This is a genomic window from Rhodospirillales bacterium, from assembly GCA_018666775.1.
GTDB lineage: Bacteria > Pseudomonadota > Alphaproteobacteria > SMXQ01 > SMXQ01 > JABIXC01.
Window position 1 is genome coordinate 592,345 of sequence record JABIXC010000017.1, and the last position, 21,824, is coordinate 614,168.

20 protein-coding genes are annotated in these 21,824 nt (G+C 51.0%); 2 read left to right on the forward strand and 18 right to left on the reverse strand.

The features are described from left to right. Window positions 1-27: 27 nt before the first annotated feature. Both HOJ08_10810 and HOJ08_10815 read right to left on the reverse strand, forming a co-directional pair. Window positions 28-1,413 carry an extracellular solute-binding protein gene (locus HOJ08_10810; GenBank protein MBT5673918.1) on the reverse strand — a complete coding sequence of 462 codons (1,386 nt, stop codon included), beginning with the start codon at window positions 1,411-1,413 and terminating at the stop codon, window positions 28-30. Between the two features lie 28 nt (window positions 1,414-1,441). Next, complete coding sequence (locus tag HOJ08_10815) at window positions 1,442-2,554, reverse strand: cupin domain-containing protein (GenBank protein ID MBT5673919.1); 1,113 nt, start codon at window positions 2,552-2,554, stop codon at window positions 1,442-1,444. Between the two features lie 205 nt (window positions 2,555-2,759). On the opposite strand from HOJ08_10815, the gene HOJ08_10820 reads away from it, so the two are divergent. Then, entirely contained in the window at window positions 2,760-3,146 is a 387-nt protein-coding gene (locus HOJ08_10820) for a RidA family protein (protein ID MBT5673920.1), read from the forward strand. Window positions 3,147-3,171: 25 nt separating this feature from the next. On the opposite strand, the gene HOJ08_10825 is transcribed toward HOJ08_10820, so the two are convergent. The 12 genes from HOJ08_10825 to HOJ08_10880 form a co-directional block, all read right to left on the reverse strand. Next, window positions 3,172-4,290 carry a Rieske 2Fe-2S domain-containing protein gene (locus HOJ08_10825; GenBank protein MBT5673921.1) on the reverse strand — a complete coding sequence of 373 codons (1,119 nt, stop codon included), beginning with the start codon at window positions 4,288-4,290 and terminating at the stop codon, window positions 3,172-3,174. Between the two features lie 174 nt (window positions 4,291-4,464). Then, entirely contained in the window at window positions 4,465-5,121 is a 657-nt protein-coding gene (locus HOJ08_10830; GenBank protein ID MBT5673922.1) for a 4-carboxy-4-hydroxy-2-oxoadipate aldolase/oxaloacetate decarboxylase, read from the reverse strand. 5 nt (window positions 5,122-5,126) lie between these two features. Then, window positions 5,127-5,771 (reverse strand): RraA family protein, encoded by a 645-nt coding sequence (locus HOJ08_10835; protein MBT5673923.1) that lies wholly within the window; start codon window positions 5,769-5,771, stop codon window positions 5,127-5,129. Window positions 5,772-5,776: 5 nt separating this feature from the next. Further along, entirely contained in the window at window positions 5,777-6,448 is a 672-nt protein-coding gene (locus HOJ08_10840; GenBank protein ID MBT5673924.1) for an RraA family protein, read from the reverse strand. Between the two features lie 18 nt (window positions 6,449-6,466). Then, on the reverse strand, window positions 6,467-7,378 hold the full coding sequence (locus HOJ08_10845; protein MBT5673925.1) for a hypothetical protein: 912 nt from the start codon (window positions 7,376-7,378) through the stop codon (window positions 6,467-6,469). A gap of 36 nt (window positions 7,379-7,414) precedes the next feature. Further along, the gene (locus HOJ08_10850; protein MBT5673926.1) at window positions 7,415-8,284 is read right to left on the reverse strand and encodes a TauD/TfdA family dioxygenase; all 870 of its coding nucleotides are present in this window, start codon (window positions 8,282-8,284) and stop codon (window positions 7,415-7,417) included. A gap of 35 nt (window positions 8,285-8,319) precedes the next feature. Further along, the gene (locus HOJ08_10855) at window positions 8,320-10,071 is read right to left on the reverse strand and encodes an iron ABC transporter permease (GenBank protein MBT5673927.1); all 1,752 of its coding nucleotides are present in this window, start codon (window positions 10,069-10,071) and stop codon (window positions 8,320-8,322) included. An 18-nt stretch (window positions 10,072-10,089) separates the two neighbouring features. Next, the gene (locus HOJ08_10860) at window positions 10,090-11,274 is read right to left on the reverse strand and encodes a Gfo/Idh/MocA family oxidoreductase (GenBank protein ID MBT5673928.1); all 1,185 of its coding nucleotides are present in this window, start codon (window positions 11,272-11,274) and stop codon (window positions 10,090-10,092) included. After that, complete coding sequence (locus HOJ08_10865) at window positions 11,267-12,436, reverse strand: Rieske 2Fe-2S domain-containing protein (GenBank protein MBT5673929.1); 1,170 nt, start codon at window positions 12,434-12,436, stop codon at window positions 11,267-11,269. The genes HOJ08_10860 and HOJ08_10865 overlap by 8 nt, the downstream gene beginning before the upstream one ends. Before the next feature lie 40 nt (window positions 12,437-12,476). Further along, the gene (locus tag HOJ08_10870) at window positions 12,477-13,217 is read right to left on the reverse strand and encodes a class II aldolase/adducin family protein (GenBank protein ID MBT5673930.1); all 741 of its coding nucleotides are present in this window, start codon (window positions 13,215-13,217) and stop codon (window positions 12,477-12,479) included. Between the two features lie 25 nt (window positions 13,218-13,242). After that, window positions 13,243-14,247 carry an amidohydrolase gene (locus HOJ08_10875; protein MBT5673931.1) on the reverse strand — a complete coding sequence of 335 codons (1,005 nt, stop codon included), beginning with the start codon at window positions 14,245-14,247 and terminating at the stop codon, window positions 13,243-13,245. Between the two features lie 59 nt (window positions 14,248-14,306). Beyond that, window positions 14,307-15,218, reverse strand: coding sequence for a hypothetical protein (locus tag HOJ08_10880; protein MBT5673932.1), 912 nt, complete (start codon window positions 15,216-15,218; stop codon window positions 14,307-14,309). 198 nt (window positions 15,219-15,416) lie between these two features. Between HOJ08_10880 and HOJ08_10885 the strand changes: the two genes are divergently transcribed. Further along, window positions 15,417-16,640, forward strand: coding sequence for an MFS transporter (locus HOJ08_10885; GenBank protein MBT5673933.1), 1,224 nt, complete (start codon window positions 15,417-15,419; stop codon window positions 16,638-16,640). 21 nt (window positions 16,641-16,661) lie between these two features. Here the strand turns inward: HOJ08_10885 and HOJ08_10890 are convergent, their stop codons facing one another. The 4 genes from HOJ08_10890 to HOJ08_10905 form a co-directional block, all read right to left on the reverse strand. After that, a complete protein-coding gene (locus tag HOJ08_10890; protein ID MBT5673934.1) occupies window positions 16,662-17,150 on the reverse strand; it encodes a hypothetical protein in 489 nt (162 codons plus the stop codon). Between the two features lie 2 nt (window positions 17,151-17,152). Then, on the reverse strand, window positions 17,153-18,649 hold the full coding sequence (locus tag HOJ08_10895) for a tripartite tricarboxylate transporter permease (protein MBT5673935.1): 1,497 nt from the start codon (window positions 18,647-18,649) through the stop codon (window positions 17,153-17,155). A gap of 72 nt (window positions 18,650-18,721) precedes the next feature. After that, window positions 18,722-20,236, reverse strand: coding sequence for a hypothetical protein (locus tag HOJ08_10900; GenBank protein MBT5673936.1), 1,515 nt, complete (start codon window positions 20,234-20,236; stop codon window positions 18,722-18,724). Window positions 20,237-20,291: 55 nt separating this feature from the next. Continuing rightward, window positions 20,292-21,806 carry a hypothetical protein gene (locus HOJ08_10905; protein ID MBT5673937.1) on the reverse strand — a complete coding sequence of 505 codons (1,515 nt, stop codon included), beginning with the start codon at window positions 21,804-21,806 and terminating at the stop codon, window positions 20,292-20,294. Window positions 21,807-21,824 lie beyond the last annotated feature (18 nt).

Sequence of the window (21,824 nt, forward strand, 5' to 3'; positions counted from 1 at the left end):
ACTCCTTAATTTTTATGGACAGTCTTTTTATGGACAGACGATCGTTTTTGCTTCGCCTTTATGGCCGGGATAATTGATGGCGCACGTCATGCCAACTTTGATTTTCTTTCTGGAAACATTCTTTCCCCCGACCTTGATCTTGGTCCGTCGACCACTGACGGTAACCTTATGGGTTTTGCCACCAACCTTGATCTCAAGAAAACGACCGCCACGCTTTTTGGCCAATATCTTGGTCGTGACAACCGTATATTTGATCCCGCTGTGGCCATCCCAAAGTGGCCCCCACACCTTGTAAAGATCGGGCAGCATCAGGGCTTCTTTCGGGCCGCGCATGGCGACCTTGTTGCCCGATTGGCCTTCGCCCCCAAGGGGACGGAACCGGGCCATTTTAATCAGGTCTTTGTGAATGGGCGTGGCGCGGTCGGCCGAGTATTTAGCAATCTGGCCTTCCTTGCTGAGCACCCAGTTGATGTACAATTTGGCGGCATCAATATTGGGCGCACCTTTCAAAATAGATGATTCTGTAATTGAAACCGGTGCCGGGTCTGGGCAATGGAACCCAACGGGTGCGCCCAATTCCTGACGTTCCTGGACCCGGAATGGGGCCGCACTGATGGACATATTAAATTCACCCGCAACCAACAAGCCTACCAGTGCACTGGTGCCTTCCTTGCGCAGCTGTGGTTTTACTTTCGTGAACAATTCATTCAGGAAATTTGTGGTCCATTTAGGCCCTTTGGCCGACCACAGATTGACAACCCATTGGTTCGGCCGATTGGCCAGCGCCAGATTACCCTTGCGAAGGGCCGGCATGGTCAATAAATCGCCCCATGTTTTGGGAAGGTCTGCCTTTTTAATCTTTTTGGTATTGTACGCTGCACACCAATAGCGCAACCGAACACCAACCCAACGCCCCTTTTTATCCATCATGCCAGCAGGAATGTTGGCGGAATTGGGTAGCTCACGCAGATCGGCCAGAAGGTCATCTTTGTAATACAAAAACACCTTTCCGCCCAAACCATTGACGATGTCAGTGATATAGCGCCCGGTTTTCAAGGCGATCAAAGGCTTGATGGCGCGATCATTACGCTTTGGCCTGGAATACTTGATCTTGATAAAGGGATAGCGTTCCCGAAACGGCGCCGACATAGCCACAAATTCAGAATTTGACCACGATGAATGGATGCGCAATTTTCCTGTCTTGCGTGCGCCATCGACCCAGGCTTTGGGCACCTTCATTTCCTTATCCAGACCGCTAAGGATGCTGGCATCCAATTTCAGTTCTTTGAGAATTTTCTTGGTGGCATTTGGCAATTCTGCGGCCATCAAAGGCGCAGACAACCCAGCCACCAAAAGCCCTGCAATGACAGCACCGGTAGTACGACGAATGTTGCGCGTCAATTTCTGATTCATAGAATCTCTCCCTCATTTAATTCTGGTTTTAATTCTGAGTTTTGCCCGGCATTTCCTGGCGAATTTTCACGCCCTTTTTTGCCAGTTCCGCTGCATATTCCGCATAAATCACGGGGTCTTCTTGATCAAATTCAATTTGCGTTTCACCGAACTGGGTCTTGCCATCGACAATATGTCGAAACCCTGGCAACCCCATACGCACGGGATGTTCTGGATTGTTATTGCGAATGGCAAGGTAACGCGCTGGTTTATCACCTGTATTAAAATGTTGATGCCACGCCCATTCCGGGGGTGCGAACATCGTGCCTGCATGCCATTCAACCCGTTTGCGCGGCTCGCCATCTTTCCACAACAGGGAATACCCCTCCCCGTCCAGCATCACCACATGGGCGCCTGCGCCATGGCGGTGGGCCTTTTTGTAGGTGCCAACTTCAAACGAGGAAACATGGGCCGCAATGGTGTTGTCAGAAACCGACATGAAAGCGGTTCTGGCACCCTTGCCACGCAATTCCCAATTATAAAGTTCGTATTCGGAAAGGTCCTGAATGTAGTTCACCCGCGACAGACGACTGCCAAGATATTCAGGCACGCCATCAAAAAAGGTTTCTTCGCCTTTATAGCGTTTGGTGAAGGCATGATCATTTCCAAAGACAAAGTCTTCATCATGATAAAGGCTTAGGACCAGCGGCGCATTGTTCACCACCAATAATCTGGCTGGCTGATCTGGATCAAGGTTGCGATGTTGATAGGTGGTGTTAAGCGGCGGCGCAAAGAGGCTGCGTTCCTGCCACTCGATGGTTTGGGGATCGCATCCTTTTTGTTCGATTACCGTTTCGCCCCGGCCACTGACGACATAGACCGTGCCTTCGAACATATGGTGTATTTTTTTTAGTGACTTGCCCGGGGGAATTTCAAGAACGAAAGACCCCATCAAAAAAGAATCTGTCAGATTGACGAAACAGCCATTGCCGCCAAAACGATCCCATGGTGCCAGCTCGGCCTTACCCAAATCTTCCATATAGAAGGTTTCATGGATGGGAATGCCTTCATCCTTTTGCCACTCGAAAAAATACTGCGGTGGCTTTTTATAAGACACAGATTCGGGATCATTCGCCAATGAAGACGGTTTTTTCTCGGTCACGTTTGTACTCCCTAATGACGGCCTTTCCAGCCCATTATTCCTTATAAACTAAGGCCTAGATGCAGACACGTCAAATACCCCGTATCGACAAGCCATGCCTTCTAGGCCTAAAATTCAGGGTATAATTTTAGCTACCGCCAATGCTGTCTGGGCTTAAACTCGGCATTCGCCATTAATCAACATTTTTCAAAACAGGAGAAAACCAATGGCAAAACGTGAAGTAATTGATGTTCCCGCACTGGGGTCCCATGGAGACAACCCCATACCTGCTCTAGTACGCGTTGGCGATATGGTGTTTTCAGGGGGCATTAGTGGACGCAATGGTGAAAGCGGAGACGTTCCAGAAGATGCGGCTGATCAGGTGGCCAATGCGTTCACCAATATTCGCCTTGCCATGGAAGCCGCAGGCGGCAGCACAGATGATATCGCCAAGGTCACTGTTTATGTTCGTGACAAAGCCGTTCGCGAACACCTCAACCCGGAATGGGTAAAAATGTTTCCAGACGCCAAAAGCCGTCCTGTGCGCCATGTCTTAACCGCAGACATACCCAAACGCCTGCACCTGCAGCTTGAAATTATCGCTGTTCTTTAATCAGACCGAAGCCTGACACAATCTGTCAGGCTTCGACTTTTTCTGACTTCGAAGCTTTAGCAACACGGGCCTGTCCAGTTGAGACTTCCATTTTGATAATGTCATTATGGGCATCGTCTCTTCTGGTGCCATAAGGATCATTGCCGGCCTCCACTTCGTCAATCTGTTCACGAAGCAATTGGCGGTAAAGTGCAATGCCCTTATCGGCCACGCCAAGATTTTCACGGCTGCGATCCGTAATGGGCCCCTGGCTTTCCCATGCCATGGCATCATGGGATGCAAAGCTGTTCATGTGGTAAACGCCTTCTTCATCCGTTAACGGTGGCACATTTTCAAAGGGCACCACATCGGGCTGGGGCACCGGTGAACCATCCTCGTTTGGTGTAAACTGATAGCGAATGATCTGGGTATGGGTATCATCAACCGGCAGGCGCATATGCATTACCAGATGTTCACGTTGTGGTGACAACAGCATGTTTGGGAAAACCAGCGGGTGGCCAACTTCCTGTTCTGCATCATCGCCACCATAGATGCGCTGTTTCGTTACACCGCACCAGCCATCTTCCTTGACGATATCAAAATTTACTTTTTCAATAGGACGATAATAATACGAACCCGATGCGCCCTTCCCTTTAAGAACAAGGGTGTGCGCATGAAGATAATAGGTGTGGGTTGGATCAACAGAATTTTCCATCACCTGCAACCAGTTGCAATCTAACTCTGGCAAAATGAACACCGTACGCACCCCATCTTCGCGCAACAGATTATTCCAGCGCGGCAGCAAAGGTGGATCGCCCGGGCCCATATAGGTGAAGATCACACCGCCCATGGCCTGAACCGGATAGGATTTTTGACGCGCATTCAGATTTTTGGGGGCGTCGTCGTCTTCAAATGGCATTTCGATACATTCGCCAGAGCAATCAAATTTCCAGCCGTGATAGGCACAGCGCAAACCATCATCTTCAATAAAGCCATAAAGGAGTGATGCGCTGCGGTGGCAACACTGTTCTTCAATCAGGCCAAGATTACCCCGGCCGTCGCGAAATAAAACCAGATCTTCACAAAGGGCGCGCACTTTTCTCTTAGGCGTCTCCTCTGTTAATTCAGCCTCAGCAGCAATGGGCTGCCAATACCGACGCAACATTTCGCCAGCCGGCGTACCTGGACCGACTCGTGTCAGACGCTCATTTATCTCATTTGATAACATCTTATTTCCTTCCTACCTGGCAATGCAGGGAATTGACCCATGTTTGCACGTTGTGTCTCCGCCATGTGTCAGAGCCTTGTTTGCGGCCCTTTTACTTATTGTCCCTATTTTCTATGATCCAGTGCCATCCGTCCACCCATACATATCAAGGGTCCGCTGGCCTGCCTTAATATCCTCAATAATCGCCAATTCCTTGGCTTCCCGGGCTTCCGATGCCCCAAGGGCTGTTTCAATATTGGCTTGCGCCACCACGACAACCCCATCGCGGTCTCCGACCACCAAATCACCCGGGTTCACCAGGACATCGCCCATCGTGATGGGCAAATTGACCCCACCGCCTTCTTCTTTCAGGGTTCCGCGAATGGCAAGACCACGCGAAAAAACCGGAAACCCGATTTCTTCCAACAGATCAGCATCACGAACACAGCCATTAATAACCATGCCGCCCAATTTACACATGGTCGCGGCATGGGCCATGATTTCCCCAAAATATCCCGCTTCATACCCATCACCCACATCAACAACCAGAACATCACCTGGACGCGCCCGATAAATGGCGCGGTGAAGATTGATGTTGTTGATCGGCTTGGCCTTCACCGTCACCGCCGGGCCACAAAGGACCATGCCGGGAATCACCGGTTTCAAGATCGCAGGCAACGCACCGATGCGTCCCATGGCCTCATGAATGGTCGCTGAGGGCAAGACACGGGCGCGTGCAAGAAGTGCCGGGTCTGGCCTTTGAAAATCATCAAGATTGCGGGTCATCATAAAACCTATTTTCTTTGTAACTGGTGATAGCCGTGTTTAACCCGTGCCTCATCAAGGCGGGTGCCGGATTTAACCTCGTTAATAATGCCATCTTCTGCAACAGACACGGCCTCGGCAATTTCAAGAATTTCGGATTCTTTTTCTTGTGGGATAACGATAATGCCGTCATCGGTGCCCATAACAATATCACCGGGGCGCACCTGAACATCACCTAATGATACTGGCACGTTGGTTCCCTCAACCTGAACACGGTCTTTACCGGTGCGCATAAACCGTCCACGGCTAAAGATGGGATAACCCACCTCTAGTGATCCAGCGACATCACGGCAAACACCATGGATCACGGTGCCTGCAATATTGCGCTGTTTGGACACCGTTGTCAGAATGTCACCCCAAACCGTGCAATCCAGACGGCCACCATTGTCCAGCACCACCACGCCCCCTTCAGGCACATCATCGATGTAATCACCGACGGTGCCTTTGGTTACGCCAACGGGGATATATTTAATGGTAAATGCACGACCAACCATGTGATGGCCATCGGCTATGGGGCCAATGCCCTGGGCCATGCCATGCAAGCCCAATTTATCCATGGCATCCGACACGGCTGCTGATGAAAGTTTCTTGAAGCCCTCTACGACGTCATCCACAAGCGTTATCCTTTTTTCTCATTATCCAGCATTTGTTCATAACCACCGGTTTCCATAATTTCAACGATGCTCCGGCCCTTGCGTACGGCGTCTGCCATGCGCGTTTCGCGGGCGGCAATATCCTCGCCAGCGGCAATCACTTCTTCGGCCCTGTCCTGGGGCACGATGATGGTCCCGCTGCCATCTGCCACCACGTAATCACCGGGGGTTACCGTGATATCGGCAAAGTTGATGGCTTCGTTGATGGTATCCTGCATCACCCGGCCCCGGGCAGTAATGGGCACCACAGCCCGGGCATAGACCGGGAATTTCACTGCGGCACTGTCGTCGATATCGCGACATGCCCCATCAATGACAATGCCAGCCAATCCCTTGGTTGATGCTGCCAGAGACAACAATCCACCCCAGCCCGGCACATCAACGCGCCCGGACAGTTCCATCACCAAAACATCACCGGCCTCTGCCGCTTCGATGGCTTCGGTGCCAAGATGGCGGGTGGGTTTTTCATCGCCTTGGGGCTTCAATTTCAGGGTCACGGCCCGGCCACAAATGCGGCCACACGCCCACATTGGCCGGATACCAAGGGTTGCGCCCTTAATTCCGACGCGATCAAGCGCATCAGATACCGTGCAGGCATCCAGTTTTTCCAGTCGTTCCACCAATGCGTCTCTTGCCATTACCCTAAATCCTTAATGTTATTTTTGTTCCCAATATGCAAATCCCATGGCGCAGCCAACGCCATTGGCGTTGCGATAACACGGCACGTAATCAATCATCTTAGCACCCTGTCCCGCAATGGCCGCAACGGCGATCCAGTTGCGCAATTCCGATGTACCATGAACCAGATCACTGGCAGGCATGGCCTTGAAATAATCTGGATCAAAACGCTCTAACGCATCGATAAAAGCCTGATCCAGTGCTTCATTGATCTTTGTGTGGCTCAACCCACCGGAAGCAATGACCACAATGCGATCTGCCTTGTCACTTTGGCGCAATGCAGACCCAAGGGCAGCCCCAAAATCATAACAGCGCGCGGCCGTTGGTGCTGGATCATAAAACGTGTTCAACATGACCGGAACAACCCTGCGGTTAGGATTGGGTTTGGGCATCAGATAATGTAGCGGCCGCCCGAAGGCATGGCCAAGCCCCGCTTCGTACCGGGTATGGCGGGACCAGGCAGGATCGAACCCCTCATCCATCAAGGTATCAACCAGTTCCAGGGCCAAGTCGCTCTGCATGGGATAGCGTTCTGTTTGATCAACCGGGTTTTCGCCCAGATAGTGGAATTTACGACCCGCATCTGCTTCATCCCCAATAAAGATCGTAAACGGCGGGGTGTTGTCTGCCTGTATGTTTTCTTCCTGATCATCACCTACAATGACCACAACATCGGGCGCCCAATCATCCAGTTTGGTTTTCAGGGCCGCAATGGCGTCTTGGCAGCGTTTTTCCTTGGCCAAGAAGACATCATCGCCCAGTTCATTTTCAATTCCCGATGGGGGATTAAAGGGTGGCCTGACACGATCAGGCAAATCCCCCCATTGCAACGCGGGCATCAACAGCTGCGGCGAATGAGACATTCCAAGACAACCAACAATTTCAGCCATTATAGCCCCCTATACTCCTTTGATGATTCCTTGATTCTAAAATGGGATATCTCCACCGATTGACGTCCGATGCAGATGGCGGATGCCCGGTGGCACAATTCCCCCACAGGCAAGATGAATGGTCGCCCGATTATCCCAGAAAACCAGATCACCCTTGCGCCATTGATGTTGAAAAATAAATTCAGGGCTAATTTGATGGGCAAACAATTTATCCAGCAACGGCTGCGCTTCATCTTCTTCCATGTCTTCGATAGAGACAGTAAACCGGGGCGACACAAACAATGCCTTGCGGCCGGTTTCTGGGTGGGTACGCACAACGGGATGGACGGAATCGGGCACCGGGATGCTGTAATATTCATTTAAATCGCGATCAAATTCCTTTGATGGCGTGGCGCGCCAATTGCGCCTGCGGTCCCGCACATGGGTGGCTTTCAGGCCATCGATTTTGTGCTTTGTTTCATCATCCAATGTTTCATATGCTGTATACATATTGGCCCATGCCGTATCGCCGCCCCCTTTTTCGGGAACCTGCAACGCATGCAGCAAAGACCCCATGCTGGGCCTTTCCGCATAGGTCAGATCAGAATGCCAGATATCACCTGCATAAGCCGAAGTGGCGCCAACAGTTTTTCCATCTTCTCCCACTTCGTTAGACAGGATCAACACAGGGGGGAAATCGGGATGCAAAAATTCACCGGACACCCGAACAACCAATTCGCCAAACCGTTGGCTGAAGGCAACCTGTTCGCCCGGCGAAAAATCTTGATCGCGAATAACCAAAACAAGGTTTTCGTTCAAGGCATTGCGAACGTCCTCAAGGGTTGCATCATCGACTTGGCCAGACAAATCTATGTCGGTGATTTCCGCCCCCAGGGCATCGGATAACTTATTAATCTTTAATCCCATTTAATAGTCTCCTTCCCGCTTGGCTATTTGCGCCATCAACTTTTCTGGATATTTGTACCACGGCCAAATCCAAACAGGCGCAATCCCATGGTTATCAGCAACAGGCCAATCAACATCAATGTGCCAATGGCGGCCACAATTTCTATGTGCCCGTGGTCCCATTCATTCCAGATTAACACAGCCAGAACCTGATTTTCAGGGCCTTGATAGAGGATCAACGGCATACCGGCGATTCGGATCACATGCAGCATGACCCAAATCCACACCCCGGCCAAGGCAGGCATTAACAGCGGCATAAAAACCTTGCGCATGGTACGCCAGACCGTTGCCCCGCTGGTGTAAGCGGCCTCTTCCAGCTCTTTATGAAGCTGTAACAATGCGGCATTCATGGCCCGGGTGCCATAGGCAATGAAGCTCAGGATAAACCCGATGCAGATGCTCCAGACCGTCCCGTAGATGTTAATTGACGTCCATTGGTCGATCTTCAGGAACATCCAGATGAAGGCGACCCCCATGACAATTCCCGGTATGGCATGGGGCATGAAGGAAAGCTGATCCAACAAACGCCTGCCCCAGAATTTAGAACGCACTACCACCATAGAAATCAGGAATGAAAAGACCGTGGTCACCGTAGAAGAAATAACCACCAGCAAAAACGTGTTCCATAACACCGTCCCGATGATGGGGTCTTGGCTGAGTTTTACATAATGCCTGAAGGTCAGTTTTCCCAACACTTCCCATGACGGTTCCTGCAGGTATGGCAACAGCGATGTGTATACCAGCACCAAAAGTGGCAACAGGACTGAGAGCACCAGAAAAGACACAACCAAGCCAATCGCTAGCCCACGCCAACGCCCCAACTCCATCAGTCTGGGCCGGTACCCTTTTCCAGTAACAATGGTAAAGCGTTCAGACTTGCTGATCATGCGTGCATAGAAAAATGTCGTTACCACCGCGATCACAAGATAGAGCATGGATAAAGCATTGGCTTGACCGTAAGCGGGAAGCGCACTTTGTGTGTTAATGATACTGTAGACCTTTGTGCTGAAGACATAAATCCCACCGGGCAACCCCAGCACTCCGGGCACTTCAAACACTTCCAGCGCGGTCATCGCCTGATAAATAATAACGGCCACTATCCCCGGGGCCATCAGGCGGAGGGTTACCTTGCGCAAGGTCGATGCAGGCCCTGCACCCGACATAAAGGATGCTTCTTCCAAAGTAGGGTCCATGGAGCGCAACAAGGGTACAAGCATCAAAAATGCCGTGGGCACCAAACGCAGGCCTTCGACAAAAATAATCCCGCCAAGGGAATAAACATTGATCCGCCCAATCCCCAGGACATCATCAAAGAAAACATTCAAATACCCAATGCGCGGGCTTAAAAGCAGCACCCACGCCATGGCCTGAAGCATTCCCGGCATGGCCAGCGTCATGGGGACGCCAGCATAGATCCACATTTTTCCGGGAATATCGGTCCGTTCCACCATCCACGCCAACATTGCCGCCAGCGTAATACCAAAAATAACACTGCCCGTGACATAAACAGCCGTGTTGTAGAACAGTTTATAGGTGCTCGGGTCCCACCAAACTTCTTCGTAGTTATCGAGCCCCAGGGTATCGAAGCTGAAATCCGTTGGCAGGTCCGCCATTGAAAAACTGCCAAGGACCAGAAACACCAGAGGGATCACAACACCAATGAACACCAGAAAGAAAATCAGGTGGTGCCAAACCGACAGCAAGGACAGCCGACCAAAAAGTCTGGAAAGGGTGTTTATTAAATTCATAAAAAAACCAAATACCTGTTATGGAGATGGCATTTGATGGCGCATGCGCCGGGTGCGTCCATCCTTGCTGGAAGCCATGATCGCAAGGCAGACCTCCAAGGTTGCCTTGCCCCATCGCCCGTCTGGAAATACGTTCCGATTTTCAGCCAGCGCCGATGATAGTTCTCTCAATTCCGATTCACGACCATGGCCTTTAACGCAGGTTATTTCTTCACACCCATCTTCGGAATAAACAAAAACACCTTCCGGCGATTGGCGAATAACCCCATGGACACATGAAACAACCGTCAGCCCAAAAAATGGTTGGCGCTGCTTTTTGGGGTCTCTTTTTGGTTGGCGATGGACGGCAACGGAACTTTTTTGTTCCATATTTGCAGCACCCTTTAAGCGGGGTTTGCTGTTGAATTTACGACCCCCCGATTGCACATAACCGCTTTCGCCAATGCCCCAGGTCAAATCCGTAATGTCGAAATAGCCATAGCCATTGAAGGCCAACGTCGCTGCCGCACCATTTTCAAACTCCAAAAGCGCATTAAAATGCCCTTCGGTATCAAAATGCTTGTCCGCACGCCCGGTGATGCCGCGCACAGAACGCACCATGCCCCCACCTATAAAACGGACGATGTCTACCAAATGCGGGCCTTGGCGATAAACCAGTCCACCGCCTTTGGTGGTGTCGAGTTCAGGGGCAAGACGGGGACGCTGCAACCAATCATTAAAATTCATTGCCTGAATTTGGACCATATCCCCCAGCCGACCACTTTTGATGACTTCACGGATGGCACGAATGGGAGCTTGATAGATTTTTGAATGGCCCTGAAGAAGCCGCACCCCATTTTTTTCTGCAGCCCGGATCATGCGGTCACATTCACGCAAATTAACCGCCATCGGCTTTTCACAAATGACATGTTTGCCATGGCGTGCGGCCATCACCGCATGTTCTGCATGAAACGTATTGGGGGTGGATATCCAAACCGCATCTACATCATCGCGTTTACAAAGCGCTTCGACGGAAGTTTCTGTGGGCCGATCATAGCGGCTTTCAAAATCCTGGCATGCATCCGCCCTGACATCCGCACCTGCGGCAAGCTCATATGGCAAGCCGTCCTGAAATGCTGGTAACACCTGAGATGAAGCAACCCCCAACCCGGCAATCCCAACCCGCAATTTACGTGTTGCCGCCCTTGATGTTCCTTTAGGCATTGCCAGCCATTCGCTTGGCCCGGAATTCGCCCTGTTGATCTGACAGTTCAATGACAATCCGTTCATTAAGGGCTGGATCGCGGATCACACCGACAGGGTCTTGGCCGGCTTCCACTGCATCAATTTGTTCCCGCAACAGCTTTCGAAAATAAGCGATGCCACGGTCACCAGTTGCCAGAATTTCCCGTTCACGGTCCGTCACTGGGCCCTGTGTTTCCCACGCCATGGCATCTTGTGCCCCAAAGGTTTTGAAGTGGTATTCACCATCTTCATCTTTGAAATCTGGTGTACGGCTGACGATAATGTCATCCATAGGGACCTTGCTGCCATCTTCGGTTGGCGTGTATTGGCACCTGAAAATCTGGGTATGGGTATCATCCACAGGCACCCGAAAATGCATCATGACATTGGGATGGGGTGGCAATAGCAAAATTGTGGGAAAGATCACCGGGTGACCGGGATTGTCTTCTAATGTTTCGCCTTCATAAATGCGCTTCTTGATGACACCTGCCCAATTCGATTCTTTCTTCACCACAAAATCGATGCCTTTAATTTCGCGATAGTGAAAAGCACCATTATCCTTTCCCTGAAGGGTCAGGCTGTGGGCATGCAGAAAATAGGTGTGCGTTGGATCAACGGAATTTTCCATCACCTGTAACCAGTTGCATTCCAGTTCAGGCAAGATGTGAATGACCCGTTCCACATCGTCGCGAACCAAAGCATCCCAGCGCGGCAACAACGGTGCCGGTGCCGGCCCCATATACGCAAACACAAGACCAGAGAGCACTTCAACAGGATAGGTCTTTGCTTTGACGCTTTTTTGCAAAGGAGAATCATCGGGCTCGAACGGCATTTCAAGACATTCACCGGTGCAGTCAAATTTCCAGCCGTGATAGGGACACCGAATGCCATCTTCTTCGATGAAGCCATACAGAAAGGAAGCGCTGCGATGGGGGCACTGTTCTTCAATAAGCCCCAAGCGGCCCTTACCGTCGCGATACAACACCAGATCTTCACCAAGAATCCGAACTTTTTTCTTCGGGTTCTCATCTGTTAAATCATCAACGGCAGCGATGGGATGCCAATAGCGGCGAAGCAATTCACCACCGGGTGTTCCTGGGCCAACGCTCGTCAGGCGTTCGTTTTCTGCATGGTTCAACATAACTCGTCCCTTCCTTCTTGTGCCTTCAATTTCTTAAGGCTTACGCACCTGAAAGTTTTTCGTAATATCGCCAACCTGCCGTGGCGTGGGGTGACGGTTTACCCGCCCGTTTGGCCAAACTTTTCTTAAAATGCTCAATGTCTTCATCGGGAATTGGCTTGGGGTCTCCTAAAAGATGCGCCTGATAGCTCATTTCCGCCAGTTCATTGACCTTGATCGCCGTCATGGTGGCCTCTTCGACTGTCGCTCCCGCCGTGGTGATGCCGTGCCCCCGCATAAGACAAACGTTCTTTTGTCCCATGGCTGCACAAAATTCTTTGCTTAGTTCTTCGTTGCTGATGGTGATGGACCGGCCATAGGTCGGGATACCTTCCAAAAGCAAATAAACGCTGGAAGGATCATAGGCCCCATAAAGTGGCAAAAATTCTTTTTCACAAATGGTGAAAATGACCACCCTTGGGGGATGAATATGAATGACGCTGTTCACCTCTGGGCGTGCTTTATAGAGGCCCGTGTGAATATAGACCTCTTGGGGCACGCTCAACCCATCGGGGCCACCAACTTTTTTGCCATCAAGGTCCACGGTGATGACCTCATCGGCTGTGGTGTAACGCACCCCAACTTCATCAGGCCCCCGTGCGCGGATCAGAACATGCTTACCATCAGCTGATCGTTGGCTGACATGGCCGGTGGTTGCCTTGGTCAATTCCAAACCGCCAACCATGCGGCATGATTTGGCAACCAGTTCCCGGCCATCCTGATCTTGGCTTTTTACGTTCATTCTATTCCCTACCTATCCATTGTCCCTAAAAATCCAGATTGAAGACATCTTTGGCATTGTCTTCGAAGATTTTTTTCTTGTCATCGGCCGTCAAGCTGGCGATGCCGTCAATCATAGGCTTTGTATCATCCATCCAGGTGCCCGTGATCGGGTCCTTGGCAGTGCCGGCCCCTGGGCGTTCGGTACCAAACATGCAACGATCCGTGCCTGCCCAGCGGAACAACATTTCCAACGCATCTGGGGTGTACAGGGCAGTATCGAAATAAAGCTGGCGGAAACTTTCTTCGAAAGGAATTTTCGAATTGCGCTTAATTCGGCCCGCACGGAAACGGCCAATTTGATAAGGAATGGCGCCGCCGCCATGACAGATGATCATCTTCAATTTTGGGAAATCTTCGAATACCTTTGAGTCCAGCACGTTTACGATGGCGATGCTTTCTTCAATGATGAAATTCAACGTGTAATCATGGCGATGTGACCGGCACCCGGCAGCATGAATAAGCACCGGCATATCGTATTCCACCAATTTTTCATAAATGGGATACCAGTATTCATCACCCAATCCCGGAGGTGCTTCGCCCATGCCTTCGGATGGATCGGGGTTCAACAAGAAACCCTTCATGTTCAGTTCCTTGACGCAACGTTCCATTTCTTCGAGTGAATTGGACGGGTCCACCCCCATGTTCTGGGGCAGCGATGCCATGCCAACAAATTTGTCAGGAAACAATTCACACTGACGCGCCGTCAGGTTGTTACAGGATTCGGTAAAGTTATGAACCAGATTTTCCGGCTTTTCCGAATGCATCAATTGGTATGGCCGTGGCGAAATAATCTGAACATCGGTACCAACTTCTTCCAACTGCTCAAGATGGGAATTACCGCCATGGACCTTTTTGTTCAAGGCACCCAGGATTTCATCATCGCTGAGTTTAACCACCCCCCGGCTGCGCCCCCGACTGGCAAGAATATTGGCCTTGTAGGCAAAAAGCTTTTCCGGTGCGGAGAAGTGAGCGTGAATATCAATAATCATAGAGGTCCCCTGTTCTTTTATTGGATGTCATTTGTGTTTCGTTAAGGTGTGATAACAGATCAGGCTGGCTGGCCATCCCAGTAAGCAAATCCCATTGCGCAGCCGACACCATCGGCATTGCGATAGCATGGAACGTAATCAACCATAGACCCGGCACTGCCGGCGACGCCTGCGACAACGATCCAGTTGAGAATTTCCGATGTCCCTGAAGAAAGTGTTTCTCTGGACATGGACCCCAAATAACCGGTGTCGTTGCTTGTCAGTGCCGCAATAAATTCCTGATCCAGATCTTCATCAATTTGGGTGTGGCTGAGGCCACCAGAACCGATCACGACCACCCGTTCTGCTGTCGTGCTTTCGGCAATAATTTTGCCCAAAGACGTACCCAGATCAAGGCCGCGCCGCGAACTGGGGACTGGTGGGAAATATGTATTCACCATCACCGGAACGATTGCCGTATCGGCTTTGGGGGAAAGGAAATTTAGAATTCGACCAAAGGCATGGCCCAGCCCACCTTCATAGCGGGTTTGTTTCGACCACGAGGGATCGAACCCATGATCCATCAATTTGTCGATTGATTCTCTCGCCAAAGGTCCATTCACCTTGTAATGGGTCATCTGATCTGTGGGCTTGGTTCCCGTATAGCCATATTTCAAGGTCGCATTGACCTCATCGCCGATAAAAATTGTAAAGGGTGGCATGTTGTCATGACGCAGATTTTCGTTCTGATCATCACCAACCATAACAATGGTATCTGGCGCCCATTGGGCAAGTTTGTTGCGAAGCACCTCAATCGCTGCGTCACAGCGCTTACCATAAGCCTGCATAACTTCAGGCGTTAATTCCGCCTCAATACCAGACTTGGGTGTAAAGGGACCCTTGATCCGTGTCGGCAATGACGGCCATCTTTCAGGCGGGGTCAGCAATTGCGGACCATGCGACATAGCCATGCAACCAATAATATCAGCCAATGTTTTCTCCCGTTATTTGTCCGGCTTTTCCATCCGGCATCTCCGCTTGCCGTATTGTAACACACGATTTTCATTGTGGAAAATGAGTTTCGGATACAAAATTCAGAATCATGGTGTGTTCCTGCATTCTTTTATCGGAAAATCACATTCAACAATGAATAATCGCATCAAGGGCATTGCAGGAATGGAAAAACACCCATGACGGCCACCGCAGACCGCGAGCGCTTGCCCTTTAAGGTGCGGGCGGCGGTTTATTCATCGGGGCTTTTTGCCAACAGCTTGTCTTCAATGATGAACATTGCGGTCCCCCTTTGGGTGATCGCCCTTGATTCCAGCCCATTAACCATTGGCCTTGTCATTGGCGCACGATCCTTTCTGCCCCTTTTGCTGTCAATCCATGGCGGCGTGATGATGGACCGCATCGGGACAAGACGGGTTATTCTGTTTTTTTCCATCATCGCGATGATCACGGCACCCCTTTATCCCGCCCTGCCCTGGATTCCCGCGCTGATCGTGTTGCAAATGCTGAACGGGCTTGCCGCTTCCATGGGCTGGATCGGCGCACAAACCATGATTGGCCAGGTCATGGGAGGCAGCACCCGTCATGCCGGCCGACTTAGCTTCATCTCCCGCATGGGATCAGTTGTGGCGCCGATTGCAGTGGGCTTGATCTGGGACCTGTTGGGGCCATGGCCAACATTCCTTTTTTTAGCCATTCCCGGCATTGCCATGTGGGCCACGGCTAAATTTCTGCCAGAGCAAACAATCGAAAAAGGCGCGCAAAAACCTGAAAAGCGAGCCCGTATTCCCCTACGCGATTTATTGCCAAAATTTTCAGATTACGTGAATGCGTTTCGCATGCTGGCAGTCCCGGCTATCGCCTTTGTCGTGATGATTGCGCTCATCCGCATTTCTGGAAACGGGATCAAATCTTCTTTTTATGTTGTTTATCTGAATGAAATTGGATTAACCGGCACCCTGATCGGGTTGCTGTCATCTGCCAATTCATTTTTCGGTGGGTTTGGGGCGCTCAGTGCCCGGCCGCTCACAAGAATTTTCAACGCACCGGTTTTATTATTCACAACGGTTGTGCTGTCTATCGCGATCATCTCAGTGACGCCGTTGCTGGGATCATTTTTCCTGTTGATGGTCTTTGCTTGTCTGCGCGGCACCACCATGGGCATGAGCCAACCCCTAATGATTTCCATCATGTCCAAATCAAGCGGTGAGGCAAAACAGGGCCAAGCCGTTGGGCTTCGTACCACCATGAACCGGTTGGCCACGGTGATTATCCCCATTTTCATGGGGGGCATCATGGAAGTTGCAGGCATAGAGATGAGCTTTTACATCACTGGTGCAATTTTAACGTTGCTCTGTCTGGCCCCCTTGTGGGGCATGATCAAGGCCGGATTACACCGTTAATCCCCGGGCGATTGTTGGTGCTTAATCTTCCCATCCCAACAAATCACCCAACACCGAATCTGGCCAATAGACGTGCATAATGTTGTCATAAACACCAAGAATGAAGGCTGTGATCATCGCAGTTAGAATAAGGGTAAGTCGCCAACTGGCACCATAGAATTTAGCATAAACCAACACAAACACGGGCAATGCGGCGCGCAAGCCAATCACATGAATGGCCAGGAACAAACCCGCCAGCCAGCCCCATATTTCCATCGTGCCCCAAAAGGTTTTGTTGGGGTCTGTGTCTTTGATGGTGGGCAATTCCATGTCCAGCTTTTTGGGTTCGCCATCACGATTGCTATCCAGACAATCAAGAACCAGCTGCGCCGATGCCATAAGCACGCCCATGCTGCCCAGTGACAAAACAATGATCGATGCGCGAAGTTCCCAATGCGACGCCGTATAGACGGCCACGCCCAACACCAAAATGATAAAAACTGTAAACAGGTCAGTGGCTTTAAAATGCATGTTTAGCCCCTCCCCGGTTCATCTGTGGTTACATGGGCCAGCCGCCACGCTTTCCAGACCGGATACAAAAGGGTGATAGCAATCACTGTGAACAAGGCCATCACGCCCGGGCGCCATATCCATTCCATGTCGTAGCGCGCAATGGAAAGCCAAAGATACAATTCCACCTTTGGCCCAAGCACAAAGCCCAACACGATGGGGGCGCGAGGCCAGCCGCCTATTTTCATAAAATAGCCCAGCACCGAAAGCGCTAATAGCGCAATGATATCGGATATGGAAAAATGGGCCGAAAATGCACTTAAGAAACACAGCGCCACGATAATGGGCACCAGAACATAGAACGGAAAGAAACAGACATAAGCGGCGGGCTTAATCATGCCCCAGCAAATTGCTGAAGCTAAAATCTGGGAAAATGCCAATGCAAAAATAATGGCATAGACATAATGAATTTGGCTGCCGAGCATTTCTGGTCCCGGATTTAATCCGACAGCCACAAAGGCAATCATCAACAACGCCATAGAGGTTGACCCCGGAATGCCAAAAGCAAGGGTGGTGATCAGTGCGCCACCTTCTTTGGCATTGTTGGAACTTTCTGGCGCAATCACGCCGCGCACATCGCCCTTGCCAAAATTTTCGGTATTTTTTTCTGTCTGCTTTGCATGGGCATAAGCAAACCAGTCAGCAACATCACTACCTAGTCCCGGCAAAATACCAACCCACGTTCCGATACAGGCAGAACGGAAAACCAGCCATTTATGACGAAAGGCATCTTTCATGCCCTCGATTATGCCGCTCTCACCCAGTTCACTGACCTCAGCAACGCGCCCTTTACGAGCGGCAAGGGCGATCATTTCCGGGACCGCAAAAATGCTAAGCGAAATCAGCACCACGCTAATCCCTTCCCATAAATAGGGCGTATTGTAATCAAACCGCATGGTGCCAGATTTAACATCCTGGCCAACCGTGGACAGGATCACGCCCAAGATGGCTGCCGTCAGCCCCTTCATGGGCGCGCCTGCGCTCATGGTGCCGATCATGCTCAACCCCCAGATGGTGAACAGGAATAATTCTGGTGACCCGAAGCTCCTGACCAATGGTTTCATGATGGGCAGCGAAGCAAACAGCAAGGATGCCCCAATTAAACCACCCAACATGGACACCATGAAGGCCGCGCTTAATGCACGCTTTGCCTCACCTTTTTGTGCCATGGGATAGCCATCCAGCACCGTTGCCTGTGCACCGGACCCCCCCGGCACAGCAACCAGCACAGATGTAAAGGTGTTCCCTGTATTGCCAACGGTGGTGACACCAATCAGGAATGCAATGGCATTAATGGGTTCCATCAACATGGCAAAGGGCAACAAAACAGCCAACTGGGCTGGACCACCGACACCCGGAAGAGCCCCGCCCCACACACCTAAAACAACACCAAAAACAAGAAAACCAAGGGGGACTGGTGCCGATATAGCAGCCAGCCCCTGAAGGATAGACTCAACCATTTATTTTAATTTCACCCCAAATCCATCCCATGTTGTGCCAGATTGGCCTGCCGTCTGTTTACCCTCTTTTGTTCAGGGGCAAATTACTTTCCGGGCCTCAACCCGATCACCACGTTTGGCCCAACTCATATTGCACGTCATACCCGTCTTCAAAGAAGATCGACCCACAAGCTTGCCAGCAACCGTGATTTCAGATCGAGAGCCACTGACACGCAGTTTCATTTTTTTGCCATCATGTTTGAACCGCAAAACTCTGCCCCCACGCTGGACCTTGTCGAAGGTCACCTTTGAGAGGCACTTGACCGTATTGGCCTCCACCCGGTCGCCGCGTTTTTTCCAGTTCATCATACAGGTCATGCCGGGTTTCAAAGAGGACCGTGGCGCGATCTTTCCAGAAAAAGTGATTTCAGAACGGCTGCCGCTGACGCGCAGTTTCATGGCCTTGCCCTTGTGCTTGAAGCGCAAGACACGACCACCGCGTTGCACTTTGTCAAAGGTCACCGCCACTAATTGGGCTGCTTTGCGGGATACTTTTGGCAGTTTATATTTCTTCCGAAGCCGGGAAATTTCTTTCAATGCGGCCGGCGAAATGGTGATCGCGCTCGCCACAAGACGCGCCGTGTCAGGGCCACTCAGGACAGAATACCCAGTCCCTAAAATGTTAAATGCAGCTTTCTTGAAATCAGGGTCTTCGGTAGTTGCTTTGAAAGATACCTGGAGTGTTTTGATCAGGTTTTTCGGCGTGCCCTGGGTTAGCGCGAAATACTTGTCTACAACGCTGGGGCCAGTCCATGCCTGAAAGGCGGCCCATTTAACACCCGTTGGTTTTTTGTCGCCTAAGACTTGCTCAAATGTACGCACATTCGGGAAATCAGATCGAGGCACCTGAGCCGTGATGGGGGTTGCACCTTCATCTTTAATAAAGCGGTTCAGAATTTTCGTGGTGCCTGACCCAAACATATCAATTTCACCACGGCCAAATGCCAGATAGATTGCATTGGAATTGGGATAGCCAAGAACAAATTTAAGGTTCCAGCCCAGATATTCCGCTCCAAAAACGGCAATGGCATCTTGGGGCCGATCCGTGGAAACCGATCCCATGGCAACGGGTCTTGCTTTCGGGTCCATTAGGTTTTTCAGGACAGATTTGCGAATGAGCTGGAGCGAAGGCCCACGCTCAATCGAGCCAACAAATCCCCATTTGGTCGGGTCATAGCGAACCGAATTTGATTTACGCGCAACGGGGCCAAGGCTACCGCCACCGGCAAAAACCCCAACGGTCAAACCATTGGGCCGGACCTTATGGGTTAAATCATTTGCACCAATTAACTGAAGCGGTTTGTTGCGCACCACCAGGTCCGGGGTGCCGGGAATGTGGCGCGCCCAAAACCGGCCCACCAACCGTCCAGTGGTATCAGTGCCGCCACCGGGGCGCGATGCCACCATCACGGTGAAGGTCTTGCCCTTGTAATATTCGGCTGCGTTTGCGCTTTGATCCGGTCCTGCGACCAGCCCCAGCCCAAAACCGGCCAATGCACCGATGATCAAACTTGTGGGTTTAGCAAACTTGTGCTTCATCATATCCATAATTTTTGCCTCTTTTTATACGTATTATCCTGATCACAAACATACCCGAATATCTTCACGGGCAAATTACTTTCCGGGCCTCTATCCGATCACCGCGTTTGGCCCAGCTAAGGTTGCACGTCATGCCCGTCTTCAAAGAGGACCGACCTGCAAGTTGGCCCGCAACCGTGATCTCTGAACGGCTGCCACTGACGCGCAGTTTCATTTTCTTGCCATCGTGTTTAAACCGCAAAATACGCCCATCGCGCTGCACCTTGTCGAAGGTCACCTTTGACAGACACTTCACCGTGTTTGCCTCTACCCGATCGCCGCGTTTTTTCCAATTCACAAAACAGGTCATGCCGGGTTTCAAAGCAGATCGTGGCGCGATCTTTCCAGAAAAAGTGATTTCTGAACGGCTGCCACTGACGCGCAGTTTCATGGCCTTCCCCTTGTGCTTGAACAGCAAGACACGACCACCGCGTTGCACCTTGTCAAACGTTACCGCCACCACTTTGGCTGCTTTTCGTGACACCTTGGGCAAATTGTATTTTTTCCGAAGCCGGACAATTTCCTTTAATGCGCCCGGCGAAATGGTGATCGCCCCGGCCACAAGGCGCGCCGTTTCCGCAGGGCTTAAGATTGAATACCCGGTGCCCAATATATTTCGGGCGGCTTTTATAAAATCTGGGTCATTCGTCGTTGCCTTGAAAGACACCTGGAGCGTTTTGAGAAGATTTTTCGGAGTGCCTTTGGTCACCGCGAAATATTTGTCAACGTTACTGGGGCCGGTCCACGCCTGAAATGCGGCCCATTTATCGCCCGTGGGTTTTTTCGCACCCAGCAGTTCATCAAATGTAACCACATTCGGAAAATCTGCCCGCCGAGTCTGGGCAGAAACAGGGACCGCGCCTTCATCATTGATAAAGCGGTTTAAAATTTTCGTGGTGCCGGAACCAAACATATCAATTTCACCACGACCAAATGCCAAATAGATCGCACTGGAATTGGGATAGCCAAGAACAAATTTAAGGTTCCAGCCCAGATATTCTGCACCAAATACGGCAATGGCATCCTGGGTTCGATCTGATGAAACCGATCCCATAGCAATGGGTTTTGCGTTCGGGTCCATCAAATTCTTCATCGCAGACTTGCGGACCAACTGAAGCGAAGGCCCGCGCTCAACTGCCCCCACAAACCCCCATTTGGTTGGATCATAGCGAACCGCACTTGATTTTCTGGCAACTGGGCCAAGGCTGCCCGCACCGGCAAAAACCCCAACGGTCAGGCCATTGGGCCGCACCTTATGGGTTAAATCATTCGCACCGATTAGCTGAAGCGGTTTGTTACGCACCACAATGTCCGGGGTGCCTGGAATGTGGCGCGACCAAAACCGGGCCACCAACCGTCCCGTGGTATCGGTGCCCCCACCCGGGCGTGATGCCACCATCACGGTGAATGTCTTGCCCTTATAATATTCGGCAGCATTGGCGCTTTGATCCGGACCAACGTTCAGCCCCAAACCAAACCCGGCCAATACGCCAATGAGCAAACCAGTGGATTTAGCAAACCTTCCAGTGAAACTACGCATTGCCTTGGCCTCCTTGAG